Genomic DNA, 20,872 nt, shown 5'->3' on the forward strand with positions numbered 1-20,872 from the left:
GTATCAACCTCAAGTAGAGAACCTAGCGGGGAGGTCATTACTACTGCAAGCGTTTTCGTTTCCTTGTTTAAGGAAATAAAAAAAGCCTTGCAAGGAGTTTTCCCTACAAGGCTTTATTAGATATTATAAGATCGCTTAAAAGTCAGTAGCTCCTATTTCAGAAACTCTTAGGGTATTTACCATCCCCTTTTCTTTTATAGGCATTGCGGCCAAACTAATTAGCATATCGCCAACTTCTAGGAAGCCTTTTTCACATGCCATTCTGTTTACGTCTTCTATAGTTTCGTCTGTAGATACAAACTTGTCGTAATAAAATGCTTTAACACCCCAAAGAAGGTTTAACTGCGTTAAAATTCTTCTGTTAGAGGTAAATACCAAAATATGTGCCTTTGGTCTCCAAGCCGAAATTTGGAAGGCTGTGTACCCACTATTGGTAAGTGTAGAAATACCTTTTGCCTTAATTTCATTGGCCATGATAGCAGCGTGATAACATACCGATTTGGTAATATATCTGTTGGTTCTAATTTGTGGTGGCGCTAATGGTACTTTAATAAGTTCAGAATTTTCTACGCTCTTTAAAATGCTGCTCATTTTCTCGATTACTTGTACTGGGTAGTTCCCAACAGAAGTTTCACCAGAAAGCATCACTGCATCGGCACCGTCCATCACCGAATTGGCAACATCGTTTACCTCGGCACGAGTTGGAGTAAGGCTCGTTATCATCGTTTCCATCATTTGGGTAGCGATGATCACTGGGATCCTAGCTTTTTTAGCTCTTAATACTAATTGTTTCTGAATTAAAGGTACTTCATGCGCAGGAACTTCCACTCCTAAATCGCCCCTAGCTACCATTAAACCATCGCAGAAAGCTACAATCTTATCGATGTTTTCTACAGCTTCCGGTTTTTCTATTTTAGCAATGATCGGAATCTTGTAATCTGAATGTTCTTTGATAATATTCTGAAGATCTATCAGATCCTGACTGAATCTTACGAAAGAAAGTGCTATCCAATCTACATTTTGGGAAATCGCAAAAATAGCATCCTCAACATCCTTTTTAGTCAATGCTGGCAAGGATATATTCGTATTAGGAAGGTTAACCCCTTTTTTAGACTTTAAAGGTCCTCCTTGGATTACCTTAGCCTTTACCTGATCTTTTTTATTGGTGGAAATCACCTCGAACATCAATTTTCCGTCATCCAAAAGAATACGTTCTCCTGCCTGAACATCCTGTGGAAAATTGGTATAGTTCATATATACCCTTTCGGCAGTACCTTCAAAAGGCTTACCGGTTACAAAAGTTATTTCATCACCAGGGGCTACGACCACTTCCCCAGCCATGACACCGACTCTAAGTTTTGGACCTTGTAAATCTGCAAGAATAGAAGTGTTAATCCCTAATTCCTCATTTAGTTCACGTATCATTTGTATACGTTCGGCCACGTCCTTATAATCGGCATGGGAAAAGTTTATCCTAAAGACATCTACTCCAGCCTGCATCATCTCCTTAAGAACACTTTTCTTACTAGTAGCTGGCCCTAGAGTAGCTACTATTTTTGTCTTTTTTGTCGTTGGCATTTTATTAAAAAATTAAATTGTTTTTAGATTTTAGTTTGTTCGCGTCCAAGCTATAGGCGGTAATAACCCTTGGAATGGACAACACGGATTTGAAGATTACTTCTTCTGCATCCGGCTCGTCGTGTTCTACCTTAAAAAAATAGTCCACTTCTCTATATTCGGGTATCAATACAGGTGTTGAATAGGAAGGTTGACTCTGAAATAGGTCGCCCATCACCAATTCTTGTTCCTTGATACCTATGTTGCTAATAAGTGTATAATATCGGTCGTTTACTTGATCTCGCCATTCAAAAATAGGAAAATAACCGCTCTTGGCTATCTCTAGATCGAATTTAGTTCTTTTTAAATTTGATTTCAAACAACGGTTTAAGGCATAGACCAATGCATAGTCTTCTAAACTACTGTGCAAGGCGATTAAAGTAAAAGTATCCTCATAAAAGTCTTCCGAAATTTTGTATATCGCTGCCATACCTTCCGTGAAAGGGGTAAATATAAGGTTAATAACGAAATTAGCCTACTTCCTGCCAGCGCAAAAATTTAGATTATATTACGAAAACGTTAGAGTTTCATTACTTTTAACAATTAAGTCTTGTTAATTTTATCTTGTAGCGCATAATACGCTCTTTTAGACGCAATTTCTTCGGCCTTCTTCTTCGAGGTTGCCCTTGCTTTTGCCACAATATTGTTCCCTATGGATAATTTTACCGCGAAATGCTTTACGGCATCGTTTCCAGTATCATCATACACGTCGTACTGAAAAGTTTTCTTCTTCTTCTGGCACCATTCTATCACCAGGCTTTTATAGCTGATGACCCTGCCTTCCAATTGTTCTATATCCACATAGGGGCCAATGACCTTTTTGTTGATGAATTTTTCGCAATACGCATAGCCTCTATCCAAATATATGGCTCCCACCAATGCTTCAAAAACATTCCCATGAATATTTTCACCGAAGCGTTCTTTAGGAATTCTGCTTTCTACGTAATGAATCAGATTCAGGTCTTTTCCCAGTTCGTTCAAATGCTCTCTACTGACGATTTTCGAACGCATTTTGGTCAAATACCCTTCATCGCCTTCGGGAACCTTCCCATAAAGGTATTTAGAAATAATAGTCCCCAACATAGAATCGCCCAGGAACTCCAATCGTTCGTAATTCATCGGATTGCCCAATTTATCTTTTCTATTGACCGACCTGTGTACGAATGCCCTTTTATAAATATCCAGGTTTTTGGGCTTAAACCCTAGGATTGATTTCATACCTAAAAAAAAATCCCCATCCTTATTAGAATGGGAATTAAATAAATTGGCAGGAAACTTCATCTTATGAATTAGCTTAATTTTTTGAAAATCACACATGCATTATGTCCTCCGAAACCAAAAGTATTGCTCAAGGCAACGTTTACTTCTCTTTTTTGGGCTTTATTAAGGGTAAGATTTAAAGATGGATCAATTTTATCATCAACCGTAGCATGGTTAATCGTCGGTGGTACCAAACTGTGTTCCATAGCCAAGATAGAAGCAATTGCTTCTATAGCTCCTGCAGCCCCTAACAAGTGCCCTGTCATGGACTTGGTAGAGTTGATGTTGATATTGGGTGCATGGTCTCCAAAAACTTTAGAAATAGCAATCAACTCGGCAACATCGCCCAAAGGCGTAGAGGTTCCGTGTGTATTGATAGCATCTACATCTTCTGGTTTTAGTCCAGCATCCCTTAAACAGTTTTCCATTACGCGAACCACCCCAATTCCTTCCGGATGTGGTGCTGTCATATGGTAGGCATCACTCGATAGACCACCACCGACAATTTCGGCATAAATCTTAGCGCCTCTTGCTTTGGCGTGCTCGTATTCTTCTAGGATCAAGGCTCCAGCACCTTCCCCTAGTACAAATCCATCACGGGTAGCATCAAAAGGTCTCGATGCTGATTCCGGACTGTCATTTCGTGTAGAAAGGGCATGCATGGCTCCAAAACCACCCATACCTGCTATGGTAACGGCTGCTTCACTACCTCCAGTAACGACCACATCACAAGTCCCCAAACGAATTGTATTTAAGGCATCGATCATGGCATTGGCCGAAGAAGCACAGGCAGAAACCGTTGTATAATTTGGTCCCATAAAACCATATTTTATAGAAATGTTCCCAGGGGCAATATCTGCGATCATTTTAGGTATAAAGAAAGGATTGAACCTTGGCGTTCCATCTCCAGCAGCGAAATTTAATACTTCGTTTTGGAAAGTTTCTAAACCACCAATTCCAGCTCCCCAAATCACACCGGTTCTGAATTTGTCTATTTTATCTAAATCTAATCCTGAATCCTTTATGGCCTCATCCGAAGAAATTAGGGCATATTGTGCAAACCTATCAAGTTTACGCGCCTCTTTTCTATCAAAATAATCTTCCGGATTATAGTTCTTTAATTCACAGGCAAACTTTACTTTGAACTTCTCAGCATCGTAATAAGTGATAGGAGCAGCACCACTTTTTCCGTTCTTTAAGCCTTCCCAATATTCCGATATATTATTGCCAATGGGCGTTAACGCCCCAAGACCAGTAACTACAACTCGCTTTAACTGCATTGAACTGAAATTTTTGTTTACTTATTAAGTTAAGTGTAAATTAAAAAAAATTATCCATGTGGCACTGTTACCGCATGGATAATTTTGAAACTTGTACAAGAAATCATAAAATTACTTGGCTTCTTCGATATAGCTTATAGCTTGACCAACTGTTGCAATGTTCTCTGCTTGATCGTCTGGAATCTGAATGTCGAATTCTTTTTCGAACTCCATTATCAACTCAACAGTATCCAATGAATCCGCTCCTAGGTCGTTAGTAAAGCTAGCTTCAGTAACAACTTCGTTCTCATCAACACCCAATTTATCTACGATGATAGCTTTTACTCTTGATGCAATGTCTGACATAATAATTTCTGTTTTAAAAATTTAAATTGATGGCAAAAATAAAAAACTTTAGTATAATAACACCATTTGTCTGCGAAATGTGTCCTAAATTAATAAAATTAAACACAAGAGTGTTAATTTTGCCCAAAATAATTTTCATTTTTAAGCCCTACACCCCTCATGAAACGTATTGTTCTATTCGCATCTGGCTCTGGTTCTAATGTTGAAAACATAATTCATCATTTTAAAGACAATTCTCAGGTTCATATCGCCTGTGTATTATCAAATAAGAAAGATGCCAAGGTTTTTGACCGCTGTAGCCGTCTCAATGTAAGCGCTTTTTACTTTAATAGGCATTCGTTCTATGAATCTGAAGCTGTTTTGGATATTTTAAAAGCAATGAAGCCAGACCTTATAGTATTGGCTGGTTTTTTATGGAAGGTGCCCGAAAACCTAATCAAGACTTTCCCGGACCAAATTGTCAATATTCATCCGGCATTACTGCCAAAATACGGCGGTAAAGGGATGTACGGCATGCATATTCACAAGGCAGTAAAGGAAAATGCAGAAACAGAAACCGGTATCACTATACATTATGTAAACGAACATTACGATGAGGGCACTATTATTAAACAAGCTTCAGTAGCCTTAGCCCCTGAGGACACCCCCGATACTATTGCCGAAAAAATACACGCATTGGAATACGAACATTTCCCTAAGGTCATCGAAAAACTATTATTTGAACATTAATGTCCAAAAAATCAAAATTCTATACGGTTTGGAAAGGCAAGGCTCCCGGTATTTATCGCAGTTGGAAGGAGTGTAAAGCCGCTATTTCAGAATATAAGGGGGCCCAATACAAATCTTTTCTTACTCTAGAAGAGGCAAAAAAGGCCTTTGATGGCAATTATGACGATTTTAAAGGTAAAAAATCGACTGGGTCCAGTCTGTCCAAGGAGCAACTTTTAAAAATTGGGGCTCCCAATTACAATTCTATTGCCGTAGATGCCGCTTCTAGCGGCAATCCGGGGATCATGGAATATAGAGGCGTAGATACCAAAACAAAAAAAGAACTCTTTAGACAAGGACCTTTTAAACAGGGTACCAATAATATAGGAGAGTTTTTAGCCCTGGTTCACGGATTGGCCTTTTTAAAAAAACATCAAAGCAATCGTATTCTATATACCGATTCTAGAACTGCCATGAGTTGGGTGCGCAAAAAGAAATGCAATTCCCTACTACAAGAAACCGAGCAAAACAAGGATGTTTTTGAATTGGTACGGCGGGCAACAGCATGGCTTAACGCCAATACATACACCACTACCATCGTAAAATGGGAAACAAAAGCTTGGGGAGAAATTCCGGCCGATTTTGGACGAAAATAACTATTAATATTTTTTTATGAATTTTGAACTTCTTATTCTCATGGAATTAGTAGTTCAAAATCGTATATTTGCAGCAAATTTTTAAACTTAATGGGTAAACTATTAATTGTAGGTACCGTTGCCTTTGATGCTATCGAAACTCCTTTTGGAAAAACGGATAAAATTCTAGGGGGCGCAGCGACCTATATTAGCCTAGCCGCTTCACAATTCAATATCAAATCTGCCATTGTTTCAGTGGTTGGAGATGATTTTCCGAAAAAACATATGGACTTATTCACCAACAAAAACATTGACGTTTCGTCCTTGGAGGTGGTGAAAGGAGGTAAAAGTTTTTATTGGAAAGGCAAATATCACAACGATTTAAATTCTAGGGACACCCTAGTGACGGAATTGAATGTATTGGCCGATTTTTCACCGGTAGTTCCAGAAAATTTTAAGGACGCAGACGTAGTGATGTTGGGAAATTTACACCCAAGTACACAAATGAGTGTAATTAATCAGATGGCGATACGACCAAAACTAATAGTACTGGATACTATGAACTTTTGGATGGACAATGCTTTAACTGAACTTATGGCGGTCATAGCGCATATAGACGTAATTACCATTAACGATGAGGAGGCAAGACAGCTGACCAACGAATATTCTTTGGTAAAAGCTGCAGAAAAAATTCAGCAAATGGGCCCTAAATATGTGGTGATCAAAAAAGGCGAACACGGTGCACTTTTGTTTCATAAAACGGAAGTATTCTTTGCTCCTGCCCTACCTTTAGAAGAAGTCTTTGATCCTACCGGAGCAGGCGATTCTTTTGCTGGTGGCTTTGCTGGCTATTTGACGGAAACGGAAAACATCAGTTTTAACAATTTAAAGCGGGCCGTCATCCACGGATCTAACCTTGCTTCATTTTGTGTAGAACGTTTTGGAACCGAACGTATGGAAGATTTACAAAAGAAAGAAGCAAACGAAAGATTACTCCAATTTAAGGAGTTAACTCAATTTGACATAGAACTACAATAAAAACATGCCCTGTAATCACGGGGCATTTTAATTTTAAAGCAGACAATGAGCGACGCCATTAAGCACGAATGTGGGATTTCTTTAATACGGTTATTAAAACCGTTGGAATATTATAAAGAAAAGTACGGTACAGCCTTTTACGGGGTAAATAAGATGTACCTAATGATGGAAAAACAGCACAACCGTGGTCAGGATGGTGCTGGTTTTGCAAGTATTAAACTAGATATGGATCCTGGGGAACGCTATATGAGCCGGGTCCGATCTATAGATCAGCAACCGATACAGGACATTTTTGCCCAAATCAACGATCGGATCAATTCTTCCATGAAAGAGAATCCGGAATATGCCGATGATGTTGCCAAACAGAAAAAGCACATTCCATACATTGGAGAAGTTCTTTTAGGACATGTTAGATACGGGACATTTGGAAAAAACAGCATCGAAAGCGTTCACCCTTTCCTAAGACAGAACAACTGGATGCACAGAAACCTTATCGTTGCGGGTAACTTTAACATGACCAATGTTAACGAACTTTTTGACAACCTTATTCAATTAGGACAACACCCCAAGGAAAAGGCAGATACGGTTACCGTAATGGAGAAAATAGGTCATTTTTTAGATGACGCCGTAGCCAAACTTTACAAAGACATTAAAAAGGAAGGATTTAACAAGAGAGAAGCCTCTCCGCTTATTGCCGACCGATTAAATGTGGGTAAAATTCTAAAAAGAGCAGGAAAGAACTTCGATGGTGGTTATGCCATGGCCGGACTTCTAGGACATGGAGATGCTTTTGTATTGAGAGATCCAGCCGGAATAAGACCTGCCTACTACTACCAAGATGATGAAATTGCAGTAGTAGCGTCTGAAAGACCTGCTATACAGACCGTATTTAACGTTCCCTTTGAAGAGGTGAAGGAATTAGATCCGGGACACGCCATTATCATTAAAAAGAACGGTACCGTTAAGTTTAAGAAAATAATAGAGCCGACCGAAAGAAAGGCTTGTTCTTTTGAACGTATTTATTTTTCTAGAGGTAGTGACAAAGAAATATACCAAGAGCGTAAGCAATTGGGGAAATTACTTTTTCCACAAATTCTAGACTCTATAGACGAGGATATTAAAAACACTGTTTTTTCTTATATCCCAAATACCGCGGAGACTTCCTTTTACGGGATGGTGATTGCTGCACAGAACTATATGAACAAAAAGAAAGAAGAACAAATTCTTTCTATTGGTCGCGAAATCACTGCAGCAGAACTACACGAAATACTAGAGGTACGCCCACGTATAGAAAAGGTAGCTATTAAGGATGCAAAGCTTAGAACCTTCATTACCCAAGATAGCAGCAGGGACGATTTAGTGGCCCACGTATACGATGTTTCTTATGGTTCTGTAAAAAAGGACGATAATTTAGTTATCATAGATGACAGTATTGTGAGAGGTACCACTCTTAAAAAGAGTATCCTAAAAATATTAGATCGTTTATTACCTAAGAAAATTATCGTTGTTTCTTCGGCTCCACAAATACGCTATCCCGATTGTTACGGTATAGATATGGCTAAATTGGAAGACTTTGTTGCCTTTAAGGCAGCATTGGCCTTACACCAAGATAAAAATACCATGCATCTTGTTGAGGAGATTTATCAGAAATGTTTAACTCAGGTGAACATGCCAGATTCAGAAATCGTAAACTATGTAAAAGAATTTTACGCGCCCTTTACCCCTGAAGAAGTTTCGGAAAAAATCGGTGAATTGTTAAGTCCACCAGACCTTAAGGCCGAAGTTCAGATTATTTACCAAACGGTAGAGAATTTACATGAAGCCTGTCCTAAGAATTTAGGAGATTGGTATTTTACCGGAGATTACCCAACAGCAGGTGGTAACCGAGTGGTTAACAGAGCCTTTATCAATTTTTATGAAGGCAAAAACGAACGTGCTTACTAAAATATTTTATCGATGAACTACACAATTACGTGGCAATTTATCGTTGATATATACATATTATCGTCTTTATAAACATAAACTTATTCATTGCCACTACTTTAGTGTCACCATAGAATAAGTAGATTAAGTTTATGGTAAGATTTGGGGCAAAAAAGGCAGCGCACAGCGCTGCCTTTTTTATTTTCCGATTATTATAATCGATCCTTAAAACATTCATAGTACCTGGGCGTTCCCCTATCGGGTCGCTCTTTTCGCTGTATCTTTTTTAAAGGCCCCATGGCCCTCTAAAAAAGGATGCCGCTGCACTAGCTAACGCGGAATGCAGTGTACAATTTCAATTGGATAAAAGAAAAGAGAGGCCGAGATGGAAATGCAACGATTTACATTTATCTCGAGGAGCCAGCTGGTGTGTTGGCGTTGGTTGCAGTCATTTTCAATAAGAAATAAGAAAATAGAGTAAAGAAAAAAGAGGAGCGCACTGCGAATGCAACGATCTGCAATTACAGGGAGGGGCCAGCTGGTGCATTGACCTTGGCTATAGCCGATTTACAATGAATATTAAGTAGTTAGCAATAAACAATGAAAAAAAATTAGCAATAAAGGGTGAAGCGTACATAATAATCATCTCCTCAAAGTCTTCCAACTTCAAAAGTGTTTATACATATGTATAAAGGCATTGCCCATATTCATGGTTCTTATGCCTTTTCTCAAATAGGTACATTAAACACATTGCTAATTGTACATTGTATTCCGCGTTAGGGACCGCGGCGGCATCCCCGCAGCAACGCAAGGGATACAGCCAAGGGCCCGCCCGCCGTAGGAGGGAACGCCCAAATACCTTAAAAGTGTATAGATCTGATTAATTTTAACCAAAAATACCTTCCAAATGCTATCCTAATCCTATAATGCCTTACATAATATTCCTAAAAAAGCATTTCAACCAATTATCAACGACGTTCAACTAAAAGTATTCCCCACCAAGACCCTTTGCGTTATTTTTGGAGGACCATAGCATAAGTAGGTTAAGTTAATGGTAAGATTTGGGGAAAAAGGCAGAGCACAGCTCTGCCTTTTTAATTTTATCACCCCCTAGATTCCCCCTAAATAAGTAGTCTACCGCCCAATCTAAATCTTAGCAAACCAAGATATTTCACCTGCCAACACAATGGCCACCATCACCATTTTAGCGATGACGAAAGCCTAAACAGTCGGAATTTCGCTACAAAAAAGAACTATTTTTTATAATCACAAAAAACCTAAACCCCTTTAAAACAACATATAAGCACCTATATACCAGTAATTTATAATTACTTTTTTTGCCCACCTTAAAATAATCTTCTCCTTAAATATTTATTTAAACATAATTTTCCTGATTTTCTTTTGATTATTCTCACATTCAAAGTATTTTAGTCATGCCATAGCATAAGTAGGTTAAGTTTATGGTAAGATTTGGGATGAAAAAGGTGGAGATTTCTCCACCTTTTTCTATTTACAGCAAACAAAAAAACCTCCCGAAAAGATCGAGAGGTTTGTTTTTATGACCATTACCAGAACTAAAGGTAATGTTATGCTTTAAAATAAAGACTTCTTATTTGTTTGCTTCGTACAAGGCCGAAACTTTTTCCCAGTTAACAACATTAAAAAATGCGTTGATATAATCTGGTCTTCTGTTTTGGTAATGCAAGTAGTAAGCGTGCTCCCAAACATCCAATCCTAAGATAGGGAATCCACCACAACCTATTTCTGGCATCAATGGGTTATCTTGGTTCGCCGTAGAACAAACTTCTACTTTCCCACCTTTTTGAACACACAACCAAGCCCAACCAGATCCAAATCTTGTTGCAGCAGCTTTAGAAAAGGCGTCTTTAAAAGCCTCAAAAGAACCAAAAGCGGCATCAATAGCCGTAGCCAAGGCTCCTGTTGGAGTTCCTCCTCCGTTTGGAGACATTACTTCCCAAAACAAGCAATGGTTGTAAAAACCACCACCATTGTTTCTTACAGCGGCATTAGACATGTCTAGGTTCGTTAAAATATCTTCAATAGACTTATTTGCCAAATCGCTACCTTGAATTGCGTTGTTTAAGTTGGTAGTATAGCCATTGTGATGTTTCGTATGGTGAATTTCCATAGTTCTAGCATCAACATGTGGTTCTAGCGCATCGTAAGCATATGGTAAATTAGGTAAATCAAAAGCCATAATTTTATCTTTTTAAGGTTAAATATTGTTGTAGTCCAAAGCTACAATTTTAAACAACAATTTCCACTAATAATATGTTAAGAACTGTTGAATAATGCTTATTTTGCAGCCAAAACATCGTGCAGGACGCTCCATATAAAATTTACAACGCCTCTGCTGGGTCAGGAAAGACATATACCCTTGCCAAAGAGTATTTAAAAATTATTCTTTCCCCTAATTTCAATCAAAATTACCGCAACATTTTGGCCATTACTTTTACCAATAAGGCGGTAAATGAAATGAAGCAACGTATTTTGGGAAGTCTATTTACTTTTAGCCAAGTAAAACAAAACCAAGAAGTTCCGCCAATGCTGGCCGATATTTCCAAGGAATTGGACACCGATGCCATTACCATTGGCCTAAGGGCCAAAAAGGCCTTAAAGGAAATTTTACACAATTACGCCTTTTTCGATGTTTCTACGATCGATAAATTTACCCACCGTCTCATCCGCACCTTTGCAAAAGATCTAAAATTGCCACAAAATTTTGAGGTAGTATTAGACACCGACCTTTTATTGGACGAGGCCATTGCCAAACTCCTTAACAAGGCCGGCTCCAATAAACAATTGACCAAGGTATTGGTCGATTTTGCCCTGGAAAAAATTGACGATGACAAAAGCTGGGATGTCTCCTTGGACCTGCACAAAATAGGGCGACTTCTTTTTAACGAGAATCAGGCCGATCACCTAAAAAAACTGGAAGGCAAAAGCATAGACGATTTTTTAGGGCTTAAAAAAATCCTGGTATCCCAAATTAAGATGCTTCATGAAAAAATCCTGGAAGATGCCAATGCCATCCTAGGCATCATTAATGACAACGGACTAGATACCAAAAATTTTAAAGGGGGCTATTTCCCTAAATTCATCATCAAAATTGCCGAAGGGACGATTGTCAACAAATTTGATGCGCAGTGGCAGCAAAATTTTGCCACCGATCCATTATATGCCAAGACCTGTAAACAACCTATAAAGGATATTCTCGATGGCCTTCACCCCACTTTCGTGGAGATGTTCGAGGAAATCAAGGAAAATATCGTTATTCTTTTCTTGGTAAAGAACAGCTACAGCAATATTGTTCCCTTGACGGTATTGAATGCCATACAGCAAGAAATTAAAGCCCTGGAAAAGGAGCGCGATATTTTACCTATTTCCTCTTTTAACCGTATTATTTCCAATGAGATTAAGGATCAGCCAGCGCCGTTTATCTACGAACGTATTGGTGAAAAATACCGCCACTATTTTATAGATGAGTTCCAGGACACCTCAGAAATGCAATGGAACAACCTAATTCCATTGGTAGCCAATGCCCTTGAAGGTTTTGAAGACCAAGACAACAAAGGGTCTCTATTATTGGTGGGCGATGCCAAACAGGCCATTTACAGATGGCGGGGCGGAAAAGCAGAACAATTCCTAAACCTAATCAGTGAAACCGAAAATCCGTTTGTTTTTCTACCTTCAACGGCCAACCTTCCTGCCAATTACAGAAGTCATGAAGAAGTTATTAAATTCAACAATGATTTCTTTACAACCACCAGTCAGTTTTTAGAAAACGAGGTATACCAACACTTGTTTCTAGAAGGAAACCAGCAAGAATACAACCGCAGAAAGGGTGGTCTGGTACAAGTAGACTTCATTGAGGACAACGATGAACAGCACGAAAACGAGGTGTATTGCGAAGCCGTTTTAAAATCCATTGAAGAAGTCCGAGAAAAAAAATACCCATTAAAAGATATTTGCATCCTGACCAGGAAACGCAAGCACGGGGTGCTTTTGGCCGACTTTTTAACCCAAAAGAACATCCCCATAATTTCTTCCGAAACCTTACTGCTCAACAGCAGCCCTAAGGTTCGGTTTTTGGTCAATTTATTACAGTATAGCCTACATCCGGAGGACCTAGAGGTTTGTTTTTCCCTTCTTAGTTTTCTTTCGGAAGGAAAAGAAGATCAGCACCGCTTTATACACGGCCACCTTCAGGATTTAGGGGCGTTGTTCCTAGAAGAGTACAGTTTTAATATAGAAATCATCAAGCATTCTTCTGTTTATGATGGTTTGGAATACGCGATTAAGAAATTTCAATTGGCGAACACCTCCGATGCCTATCTGACCTATTTGATGGATGTAGTGCTCGAAATTGAACAAAAGGAAGGAACCCATAGTCAGGCATTTTTAGCCCATTGGGAAAAGAAAAAGGGAGGCTTAAGTATTACCGCTCCGGAAAATTTAGATGCGGTACAAATAATGACCGTCCATAAATCTAAGGGACTAGAGTTCCCTATTGTTATATTTCCCTTTGCCAATACTAATATATACGAGGAAATTGATGCTAAATTATGGCTTCAGGTAGACCCCGATACTTTTGGGGGATTTGAAGAAATATTGATCAACAAAAAACAAGAAGTACTCCAATACGGCGAACAGGCCGGAACCATCTACAACGAAGAACAGCATAAATTAGAATTAGATGCCTTTAATATTTTGTACGTTGCCCTTACCAGAGCAGAAAAGGCACTGTATGTAATTACCAAGAAAGATGTTGACGCTAAAGGAAACCATAAAACCAACCTATATTCCGGACTTTTTATCCATTATTTAAAGGAAAAAAACCTTTGGGAAGACAGCCAATACTCCTACGTTTTTGGAGCCCTTGAAACCAACGAGGACGCTGATCACCAACAAGACACACAGGCGACGGTCCCTTATCTGTACACCCATAAGGATAGGGAAAGCTTTAATATCCTCACCAATGCCGGTGCGCTTTGGGATACTACCCGCGAAGACGCCCTAAGCAAAGGAAATCTTTTGCACCATATCTTAGGGGAAATAGAAACCGAAAAAGATATAGATAATGCTATTGCCATTGCAGTAAACAAAGGCGATTTGCCCAAGGCAGAGGTCGATATCATAAAAAACAAGTTGCACGCTATTGTACAGCACCCTAAACTAAAGGCCTTTTACAAGGAAGGGAATACCATTAAGAACGAACAGGATATCATAACCAAAGAAGGTGCCATATTACGTCCAGACCGTTTGGTGATCCAAGGAAACAAGGCCACGATTATAGATTACAAAACCGGAAAAAGAAATCCAAATTACTACCAACAATTATACGCTTATGCCGATGTTTTAGTGGAGATGGATTATAAAATTGAACACAAAATCATTGTTTATATCAACGAAGATATTACCTTAGAATTTATTTAAAATTATATCACATGTACGGAAAAATTAAAGAACACTTACAAAACGAACTGGCCCAGATAAAAGAGGCCGGACTTTATAAGGAGGAGCGGATTATTACCACTCCCCAAGATGCGGTTATTAAGATATCTACGGGCCAAGAAGTGATTAATTTTTGTGCCAACAACTATTTAGGGTTGTCATCCCACCCAGAAGTAATACAAGCTGCCAAGGACACCATGGACACTCATGGTTTTGGAATGTCGTCTGTGCGCTTTATCTGCGGTACTCAGGACATCCACAAAAAATTAGAACAGAAAATAGCCGATTTTTACGGCACCGAGGACACCATTCTTTACGCAGCTGCCTTTGACGCCAACGGTGGCGTATTTGAGCCGTTATTAGGGCCCGAGGATGCCATTATTTCTGACTCCTTAAACCATGCCTCTATTATAGACGGGGTTCGTTTGTGCAAAGCGAAAAGATACCGTTATGCCAATAATGATATGGCCGATTTAGAAAAGCAGCTTCAACAAGCCAATGAAGACAATGCCCGTTTTAAAATAATCGTTACCGATGGGGTATTTTCAATGGACGGCTTAGTAGCTCCATTGGACGAAATCTCTGCATTGGCCGACAAATACGACGCCATGGTGATGATAGATGAGTGCCATGCGACCGGATTTATAGGACCTACAGGAAGAGGGACTTTGGAAGAGAAAGGGGTTATGGGAAAAATAGACATTATTACCGGAACCTTAGGAAAGGCCATGGGAGGTGCCATGGGAGGATATACCACTGGTAAGAAGGAAATTATTGAAGTGTTAAGACAGCGATCTAGACCTTATTTATTCTCCAATTCCTTGGCTCCCGCCATTGTTGGCGCCTCTATTAAGGTGTTCGAAATGTTGGAAAACGATACTACCCTACGCGATAAATTAGAGGAAAATACCAAATATTTCAAAGAGGGAATGAAAAAGGCCGGTTTTGATATTATTGACGGAGATTCGGCTATTGTACCTGTTATGCTTTACGATGCCAAGCTTTCCCAGACCATGGCCAATATGCTATTGGAAAAGGGAATTTATGTGATCGGCTTCTTCTTTCCGGTAGTTCCTAAGGACAAAGCAAGGATTAGGGTACAACTTTCGGCTGCTCACGAAAAGGAGCATTTGGACAGAGCCATTAAGGCATTTACTGAAGTAGGAAAGGAACTTAACATCGTCTAAATGTAGGTTTTAACCTCCTTAAAGTGTTAAAATAATAGGAATATCATTTTGTTAATAAATTTTAACAACTTACATTTGTTAGAAATAAACACTTATAACTTAAATAATTGAACATGAAACATCTTAGCAAATTATTAGTTGTTGCTCTACTTTTTGTGGGATATAACAATGTACAAGCGCAGGACGAGAACAACCCTTGGCAGGTTAGTTTTGGTGTTAACGCTATAGACGTGTTTCCTACCGAAGATGTTAGCAGCTTTGGAAATGAGTTCTTCAATGCAACCGACCACTGGAATATTCTGCCATCAATCTCTTACGTAGGTATCTCTAAAAACGTAGGCGACGGATTTTCTATAGGTGCCAGAGGTTCTTTAAACCGCATTGACAAGTTCGGTGATACTAGTGTTGACGATTTGTCGCACTACGCTGTCGATGGAACTATTAAATACGGATTCTTAAAAAATACAGTCATTGATCCTTTCGTTGAAATCGGTGGTGGATACACTTGGGTCGATGAAATCGGTGCCGGTACTGTAAACGGTGGTGTTGGTGTTAACCTTTGGTTTACAGAAAACATTGGCCTTACCTTACAGTCTAATTACAAGCACGCTTTTGAAGATTACGGTGTAAAACATTTTCAGCACTTAGCTGGTCTTGCCATTAAATTTGGTGGTACAGATACAGACGGTGACGGCGTATACGACAAAGACGATGCTTGTCCTGAAATTGCCGGTTTGGAAGCTTTCAACGGTTGTCCAGATGCCGATGGCGATGGTATAGAAGACAGCAAAGATGCTTGTCCTAACGAAGCTGGTTCTAAAGAAATGAACGGATGTCCTGATACTGATGGTGATGGAATTGCCGATAAAGATGATGCTTGTCCTAACGTAGCTGGTCTTGCTTCTTTAAACGGTTGTCCAGATGCTGATGGTGACGGTGTTGCCGATAAAGACGATGCATGTCCTAAACAAGCTGGTCCTGCCGCTAACAAAGGATGCCCATGGCCTGATACTGACGGAGACGGAGTATTGGACAAGGATGATAAATGTCCAGATGTTGCCGGTACGGTAGCCAACCAAGGATGTCCTGAAGTGACTCCAGAAGTTCAGAAACAATTGAACGAGTATGCTAGAACTATCTTATTCGATACTGGTAAATCTTCTATCAAAGCAGAATCTACTTCTGTAATGGTTGATATTATCACAATCTTGAATGAGTATCCTAATGCTAAATTCTCTGTAGAAGGTCATACAGACAGCGTAGGTAGCGCTTCTTTAAACCAAAGATTATCTGAGTCTAGAGCTTTATCCGTAAAACAATTCTTAGTTGACAAGGGTGTTGAAGAGTTTAGATTATCAGCTGTTGGTTATGGAGAAAACAAGCCAATCGCTTCTAACAACACTTCTAAAGGAAGAGCTCAAAACAGAAGGGTAGAAATCAACTTAGTGAAGTAATATAGGTCACACCTAAAACTATACTTAAAAAGCTCCGCAATTGCGGAGCTTTTTCTATTTTTGGGTATGAAAAGTTTTCTCCAAGAGGTAGTTGATGACCTGTTAGCATCCCACCATAATATTGACGATTTAATCCTAGTACTCCCTAGTAAAAGAGCCGGTACCTTTTTGCGTACGGCAATTGCTAAGACTGCGAACAAAAATTTTTTCGCGCCCAAAATATTCAGCATAGAAAGCTTTGTGGAACAAATTTCACATTTAAATGCTGCTACAAATACCGAGCAGTTGTTTTACCTCTATGAAACCTACCTACAGACGGGAAGCGGAGAAAAAGACAATTTTTCTACTTTTGCCAAATGGGGACAGACCCTATTACAGGATTTTAATGAAATTGATCGCTACCTGATCGATCCCAAGGATATTTTTTCCTATCTCACCGATATACAAGAAATTACCCATTGGTCCTTGGCCGAAGAGAAGTCCGACATGGTCCAGAATTATATGAAGTTCTGGAATAACCTAGGCACCCTTTATCATTCTTTCAACGAACTGCTGTTGGCAAAAGACCTAGGTCATCAAGGCCTCATTTACCGAAACGCTTGCAAACATCTGGACGATTATATTTCAGAAACGGCAGACAAGACCCATGTTTTCATTGGCTTTAACGCCTTAAACTCGGCCGAATCCTTTATTATCCAACAAATCCTGAGCAAAACCCAGGCCGATATCTATTGGGACAGCGACCCCTATTTTTTAGATGACCCTATCCATGATGCCGGCTACTTTATACGACAGCATCTAAATACCTGGCCAGCCCTAAAGGGACAACCCTTAAAAGGTGTAAAAGCCAATTATTTATCCAAAAAGAAAATCAATATCATCGGGGTACCAAAAAATGTATCCCAAACAAAATACGTAGGCCACCTCATCTCGGAAATCCATGAGAAGGACCCAAAGGCCATTAAAAACACCGCCCTGGTATTAGGAGACGAGACCCTGTTAAACCCCATGTTAAACGCCATCCCTGCAGAAATAGATAGCGTCAACATCACCATGGGATACCCCTTAAAGAATACCCCTTTAGCGAGTTTGTTTTCGCAATACCTGAACCTTCATTTAAAAAAAGAAAGCCAAGGGTGGTACTATCAACAAGTATCCGATTTTTTGTCCCATCCCTTTATACAACTGTTTTTAACCGAAAACGAAGAGGACACCGCCCTTGTTATCAGCACGGCCATAAAACAAAACAACTGGGCCTTTGTAAGTCCACAGAAATTAGCGACCCTATCCAAGGTCAATCCTTCCCTTGTAGAGCTATTGTTTTTTAAGGAAGATGCCAATGCAACCGCCTTTCTGGACAGGTGTTTGCTCCTTATCCAAAACCTCAAAGGAAAGCTCCAAGACACCAACGATGCCCTGGGATTAGAATATTTATATAAATTTTTCACCATTTTCAATCAACTTCAGGAAATGGTAGAAAAGCATTCCTACATCAACGATTTAAAGTCCTTAGAATGTCTTTATTTGGATCTTCTGAGAAGCGAAACCTTGGATTTTCAGGGAGAACCGTTACAGGGACTGCAAATAATGGGGATGTTAGAGAGTAGAACCTTAGATTTTGAAACCGTTATTTTAACCTCGGTAAACGAAGGCATACTCCCTTCGGGAAAATCGAATAACTCCTTTATTCCCTTCGACTTAAAGAAGTTATACCGCCTACCTACCTATAAGGAAAAGGACGCCGTATACACCTATCACTTTTACCGTTTATTACAGCGAGCCAAGAACATCTATTTAGTGTACAATACCGAGCCCGATGTATTGGAGGGCGGGGAAAAAAGCCGACTCCTCACCCAATTGCAGACCGATGAAAATATCATGGCGGACATCACCGAAAAAATTGCGGCCCCGGCGATTTCCACGGCCACCAAAACCCTACAGACCATAGAAAAAGACCTAGGGCTAATGGATCTGATCAAGGCCCATGCGGCAAAGGGCTTTTCTCCCACTTCCTTGAGCAACTACATTAGGAATCCCTTAGATTTTTACAAGAGAAACCTTTTAGGTATAGAAAATGTTGTGGAAGTAGAAGAAACCGTTGCGGCCAATACCTTTGGAACCATTGTACACGATACCCTAGAAGACTTGTACAAGCCATATGTCAATGGCTTTTTAAGCGAGGAGATCCTTAAAAACATGCAGGCCAAAATAAAGCCAACGGTCTTGAAGCATTTTGCAAAAAGCTATGCCGATGGCGATATTTCACGAGGAAAAAATTTATTGGCCTTCAATGTCGTATTGCGGTACGTAGAAAATTTTATTAGGATAGAACTAAAAGAAGTCAAGAACCATAAGATTAAGATTTTGGGCATTGAAGAAAATCTTAAGATCAGCCTAAGCATTCCGGGAATAGCCTTCCCGGTGACTTTAAAGGGGAAACTAGACCGGATAGATGAAAAGGACGGCGTAGTCCGTATTATAGATTATAAGACTGGAAAGGTACAAAGCAACCAAGTAGAAATCATTGACTGGGAAGACATCGTTCAGGATTATACCTATAGCAAGGCCTTTCAATTGCTTTGTTATGCCATCATGTATAATACTACTAGGCCTATAGACACTATAGAAGCCGGTATATTTTCGTTTAAAAATTTAAATGCGGGACTCTTGAGTTTTGCTACCAAAGAAAAAAAGGGCTACGGTCCCAAGGATGTATCCATCACCCAAGAAACCGTGGCCCTTTTTATGAATGCCTTACAGGAACTGATTACGGAGATCTGTAATAGCAATATCCCATTGACCGAAAAAGAGGTATAAGCCTATTTTTTATCGGGACGAGTTGGCCTTACCTCTATTTTACTCGGTAAGGTCCTTGGATTCATATGCAGAAGGTTAAGCACCAAATCGCCAATATCTTCTGGTTGAATTTTCCAAGCATCTTCTGCCGAAGGTTCGTGGTCATTAAAATGGGTAGCTACCGAGCCTGGCATAATGGTAGATACTTTTATATCGTACTGCCTCAGGTCTAACATGGCCGCTTGGGTAAACCCAACAACGCCAAATTTGGTCGCGTTATATCCGGCACCATTGGCAAAAAAGTTAGTCCCGGCAAGGCTAGCCAAGCTAATATAGTACCCTTTAGATTTCTTCAAGGCCTCTACAGAAGCTTTTAAGGTGTGAAACACTCCATTAAGGTTGGTATCGATCATGGCATGCCATTGCGCATCTGACATTTCATCTATAGGAGCAAAATGTCCCACCCCGGCATTGGCCAAGACCACGTCCAAGGATCCCCATTTTTCCAAAATTTGAGCGACAGCTTTCTTCTCGTCTCCATGTTTGCTTACATCAGAAGCAATTGCCAACACATTATCTGCATTTCCCAATTTTTCCGCTGCCTGTTGTACCGTTTCCAAAGTCCGCCCACTGATGGCGACTTTCATCCCTGCGTGTAACAATTTTTTGGCCACACCGTAGCCAATTCCCTTAGATCCGCCCGTTATATAGGCTACTTTTCCTACTAAATCCATTGCTTTATGTTTTAGGTGAAGTTAAAATTATATGCGCTGAGGCCGAAAGAAAAGGCGTTATTTTTTTCTTAAATCATAGGACGCCAAAAAGGAACTCTATAGGAGAATCGCTCCTAAAACTGTTTATCCAGCGAACTGTTTTATCGCGCCCCATGGCTATTTCGGTCCTAGTTACAATACTGTGGGATTTCGTCCTAAAAACGATGCCCTTTCAAGTACCAATACCCCTTGTTATTGTTATATGGGCGTTCCCTCCTTCGTCGGGCGGGGCCTTGGCTATATCCCTTGCGCTGCTGCGGGGATGCCGCCGCGGTCCCTAACGCGATGATCATTAAACCCTGATCAATGTGAGATTTGGAAATGTAGCAATCGGAAAAAAATCAGTTGCAAAGCAGGGAAATTGTAAATACACCGATATCA

The 20,872-nt window shown here is 39.8% G+C and carries 15 protein-coding genes; 8 read left to right on the forward strand and 7 right to left on the reverse strand.

The window, feature by feature from the left end; all coding sequences use genetic code 11:
- Positions 1 to 135: 135 nt before the first annotated feature.
- The 5 genes from pyk to HCG49_RS08170 all read right to left on the reverse strand — a co-directional run bounded on the left by pyk (position 136) and on the right by HCG49_RS08170 (position 4,502).
- Positions 136 to 1,578: a pyruvate kinase gene (gene pyk, locus HCG49_RS08150; protein WP_168469042.1), complete on the reverse strand. Its 1,443-nt coding sequence runs from the start codon at positions 1,576 to 1,578 to the stop codon at positions 136 to 138.
- Positions 1,579 to 1,582: 4 nt separating this feature from the next.
- Positions 1,583 to 2,047 carry an IPExxxVDY family protein gene (locus HCG49_RS08155; RefSeq protein ID WP_072763333.1) on the reverse strand — a complete coding sequence of 155 codons (465 nt, stop codon included), beginning with the start codon at positions 2,045 to 2,047 and terminating at the stop codon, positions 1,583 to 1,585.
- Between the two features lie 113 nt (positions 2,048 to 2,160).
- The gene (rnc, locus tag HCG49_RS08160; RefSeq protein ID WP_168469043.1) at positions 2,161 to 2,898 is read right to left on the reverse strand and encodes a ribonuclease III; all 738 of its coding nucleotides are present in this window, start codon (positions 2,896 to 2,898) and stop codon (positions 2,161 to 2,163) included.
- 8 nt (positions 2,899 to 2,906) lie between these two features.
- Positions 2,907 to 4,157: a beta-ketoacyl-ACP synthase II gene (gene fabF / locus HCG49_RS08165; RefSeq protein WP_168469044.1), complete on the reverse strand. Its 1,251-nt coding sequence runs from the start codon at positions 4,155 to 4,157 to the stop codon at positions 2,907 to 2,909.
- A 111-nt stretch (positions 4,158 to 4,268) separates the two neighbouring features.
- The gene (locus HCG49_RS08170) at positions 4,269 to 4,502 is read right to left on the reverse strand and encodes an acyl carrier protein (protein WP_008269813.1); all 234 of its coding nucleotides are present in this window, start codon (positions 4,500 to 4,502) and stop codon (positions 4,269 to 4,271) included.
- A 159-nt stretch (positions 4,503 to 4,661) separates the two neighbouring features.
- On the opposite strand from HCG49_RS08170, the gene purN reads away from it, so the two are divergent.
- From purN to HCG49_RS08190, 4 genes are all read left to right on the forward strand, one after another.
- Positions 4,662 to 5,231 carry a phosphoribosylglycinamide formyltransferase gene (gene purN / locus HCG49_RS08175; RefSeq protein ID WP_168469045.1) on the forward strand — a complete coding sequence of 190 codons (570 nt, stop codon included), beginning with the start codon at positions 4,662 to 4,664 and terminating at the stop codon, positions 5,229 to 5,231.
- The gene (locus tag HCG49_RS08180; protein WP_168469046.1) at positions 5,231 to 5,866 is read left to right on the forward strand and encodes a viroplasmin family protein; all 636 of its coding nucleotides are present in this window, start codon (positions 5,231 to 5,233) and stop codon (positions 5,864 to 5,866) included. Before purN ends, HCG49_RS08180 begins: the two co-directional genes overlap by 1 nt.
- A gap of 90 nt (positions 5,867 to 5,956) precedes the next feature.
- Positions 5,957 to 6,883, forward strand: a complete 927-nt coding sequence (locus tag HCG49_RS08185) for a PfkB family carbohydrate kinase (protein WP_168469047.1) — start codon at positions 5,957 to 5,959, stop codon at positions 6,881 to 6,883.
- Between the two features lie 45 nt (positions 6,884 to 6,928).
- The gene (locus tag HCG49_RS08190) at positions 6,929 to 8,827 is read left to right on the forward strand and encodes an amidophosphoribosyltransferase (protein ID WP_168469048.1); all 1,899 of its coding nucleotides are present in this window, start codon (positions 6,929 to 6,931) and stop codon (positions 8,825 to 8,827) included.
- A 1,588-nt stretch (positions 8,828 to 10,415) separates the two neighbouring features.
- Here the strand turns inward: HCG49_RS08190 and HCG49_RS08195 are convergent.
- Positions 10,416 to 11,024: a superoxide dismutase gene (locus HCG49_RS08195; protein ID WP_168469049.1), complete on the reverse strand. Its 609-nt coding sequence runs from the start codon at positions 11,022 to 11,024 to the stop codon at positions 10,416 to 10,418.
- 119 nt (positions 11,025 to 11,143) lie between these two features.
- Here HCG49_RS08195 and HCG49_RS18740 point away from each other — a divergent pair, with 119 nt between their 5' ends.
- From HCG49_RS18740 to HCG49_RS08215, 4 genes are all read left to right on the forward strand, one after another.
- Positions 11,144 to 14,263 carry a UvrD-helicase domain-containing protein gene (locus tag HCG49_RS18740; protein WP_168469050.1) on the forward strand — a complete coding sequence of 1,040 codons (3,120 nt, stop codon included), beginning with the start codon at positions 11,144 to 11,146 and terminating at the stop codon, positions 14,261 to 14,263.
- Between the two features lie 11 nt (positions 14,264 to 14,274).
- Positions 14,275 to 15,468 carry a glycine C-acetyltransferase gene (kbl, locus tag HCG49_RS08205; protein ID WP_168469051.1) on the forward strand — a complete coding sequence of 398 codons (1,194 nt, stop codon included), beginning with the start codon at positions 14,275 to 14,277 and terminating at the stop codon, positions 15,466 to 15,468.
- A 113-nt stretch (positions 15,469 to 15,581) separates the two neighbouring features.
- The gene (locus HCG49_RS08210; RefSeq protein WP_168469052.1) at positions 15,582 to 16,922 is read left to right on the forward strand and encodes an OmpA family protein; all 1,341 of its coding nucleotides are present in this window, start codon (positions 15,582 to 15,584) and stop codon (positions 16,920 to 16,922) included.
- A gap of 66 nt (positions 16,923 to 16,988) precedes the next feature.
- Positions 16,989 to 19,739, forward strand: coding sequence for a PD-(D/E)XK nuclease family protein (locus HCG49_RS08215; protein WP_168469053.1), 2,751 nt, complete (start codon positions 16,989 to 16,991; stop codon positions 19,737 to 19,739).
- Positions 19,740 to 19,741: 2 nt separating this feature from the next.
- Here the strand turns inward: HCG49_RS08215 and HCG49_RS08220 are convergent, their stop codons facing one another.
- Entirely contained in the window at positions 19,742 to 20,452 is a 711-nt protein-coding gene (locus HCG49_RS08220) for an SDR family oxidoreductase (RefSeq protein ID WP_168469054.1), read from the reverse strand.
- Between the last annotated feature and the right edge of the window lie 420 nt (positions 20,453 to 20,872).

The organism is Arenibacter sp. 6A1, from assembly GCF_012272855.1.
Classification (GTDB): domain Bacteria; phylum Bacteroidota; class Bacteroidia; order Flavobacteriales; family Flavobacteriaceae; genus Arenibacter.

Coding starts and splice junctions, on each gene's coding strand:
- purN (WP_168469045.1), top strand. CDS start 4,662: ATGAAACGTATTGTTCTATTCGCATCTGGCTCTGGTTCTAATGTTGAA.
- HCG49_RS08185 (WP_168469047.1), top strand. CDS start 5,957: ATGGGTAAACTATTAATTGTAGGTACCGTTGCCTTTGATGCTATCGAA.
- HCG49_RS08210 (WP_168469052.1), top strand. CDS start 15,582: ATGAAACATCTTAGCAAATTATTAGTTGTTGCTCTACTTTTTGTGGGA.
- HCG49_RS08190 (WP_168469048.1), top strand. CDS start 6,929: ATGAGCGACGCCATTAAGCACGAATGTGGGATTTCTTTAATACGGTTA.
- HCG49_RS08220 (WP_168469054.1), bottom strand. CDS start 20,452: ATGGATTTAGTAGGAAAAGTAGCCTATATAACGGGCGGATCTAAGGGA.
- HCG49_RS08180 (WP_168469046.1), top strand. CDS start 5,231: ATGTCCAAAAAATCAAAATTCTATACGGTTTGGAAAGGCAAGGCTCCC.
- kbl (WP_168469051.1), top strand. CDS start 14,275: ATGTACGGAAAAATTAAAGAACACTTACAAAACGAACTGGCCCAGATA.
- HCG49_RS08155 (WP_072763333.1), bottom strand. CDS start 2,047: ATGGCAGCGATATACAAAATTTCGGAAGACTTTTATGAGGATACTTTT.
- pyk (WP_168469042.1), bottom strand. CDS start 1,578: ATGCCAACGACAAAAAAGACAAAAATAGTAGCTACTCTAGGGCCAGCT.
- rnc (WP_168469043.1), bottom strand. CDS start 2,898: ATGAAGTTTCCTGCCAATTTATTTAATTCCCATTCTAATAAGGATGGG.
- HCG49_RS08170 (WP_008269813.1), bottom strand. CDS start 4,502: ATGTCAGACATTGCATCAAGAGTAAAAGCTATCATCGTAGATAAATTG.
- fabF (WP_168469044.1), bottom strand. CDS start 4,157: ATGCAGTTAAAGCGAGTTGTAGTTACTGGTCTTGGGGCGTTAACGCCC.
- HCG49_RS08215 (WP_168469053.1), top strand. CDS start 16,989: ATGAAAAGTTTTCTCCAAGAGGTAGTTGATGACCTGTTAGCATCCCAC.
- HCG49_RS08195 (WP_168469049.1), bottom strand. CDS start 11,024: ATGGCTTTTGATTTACCTAATTTACCATATGCTTACGATGCGCTAGAA.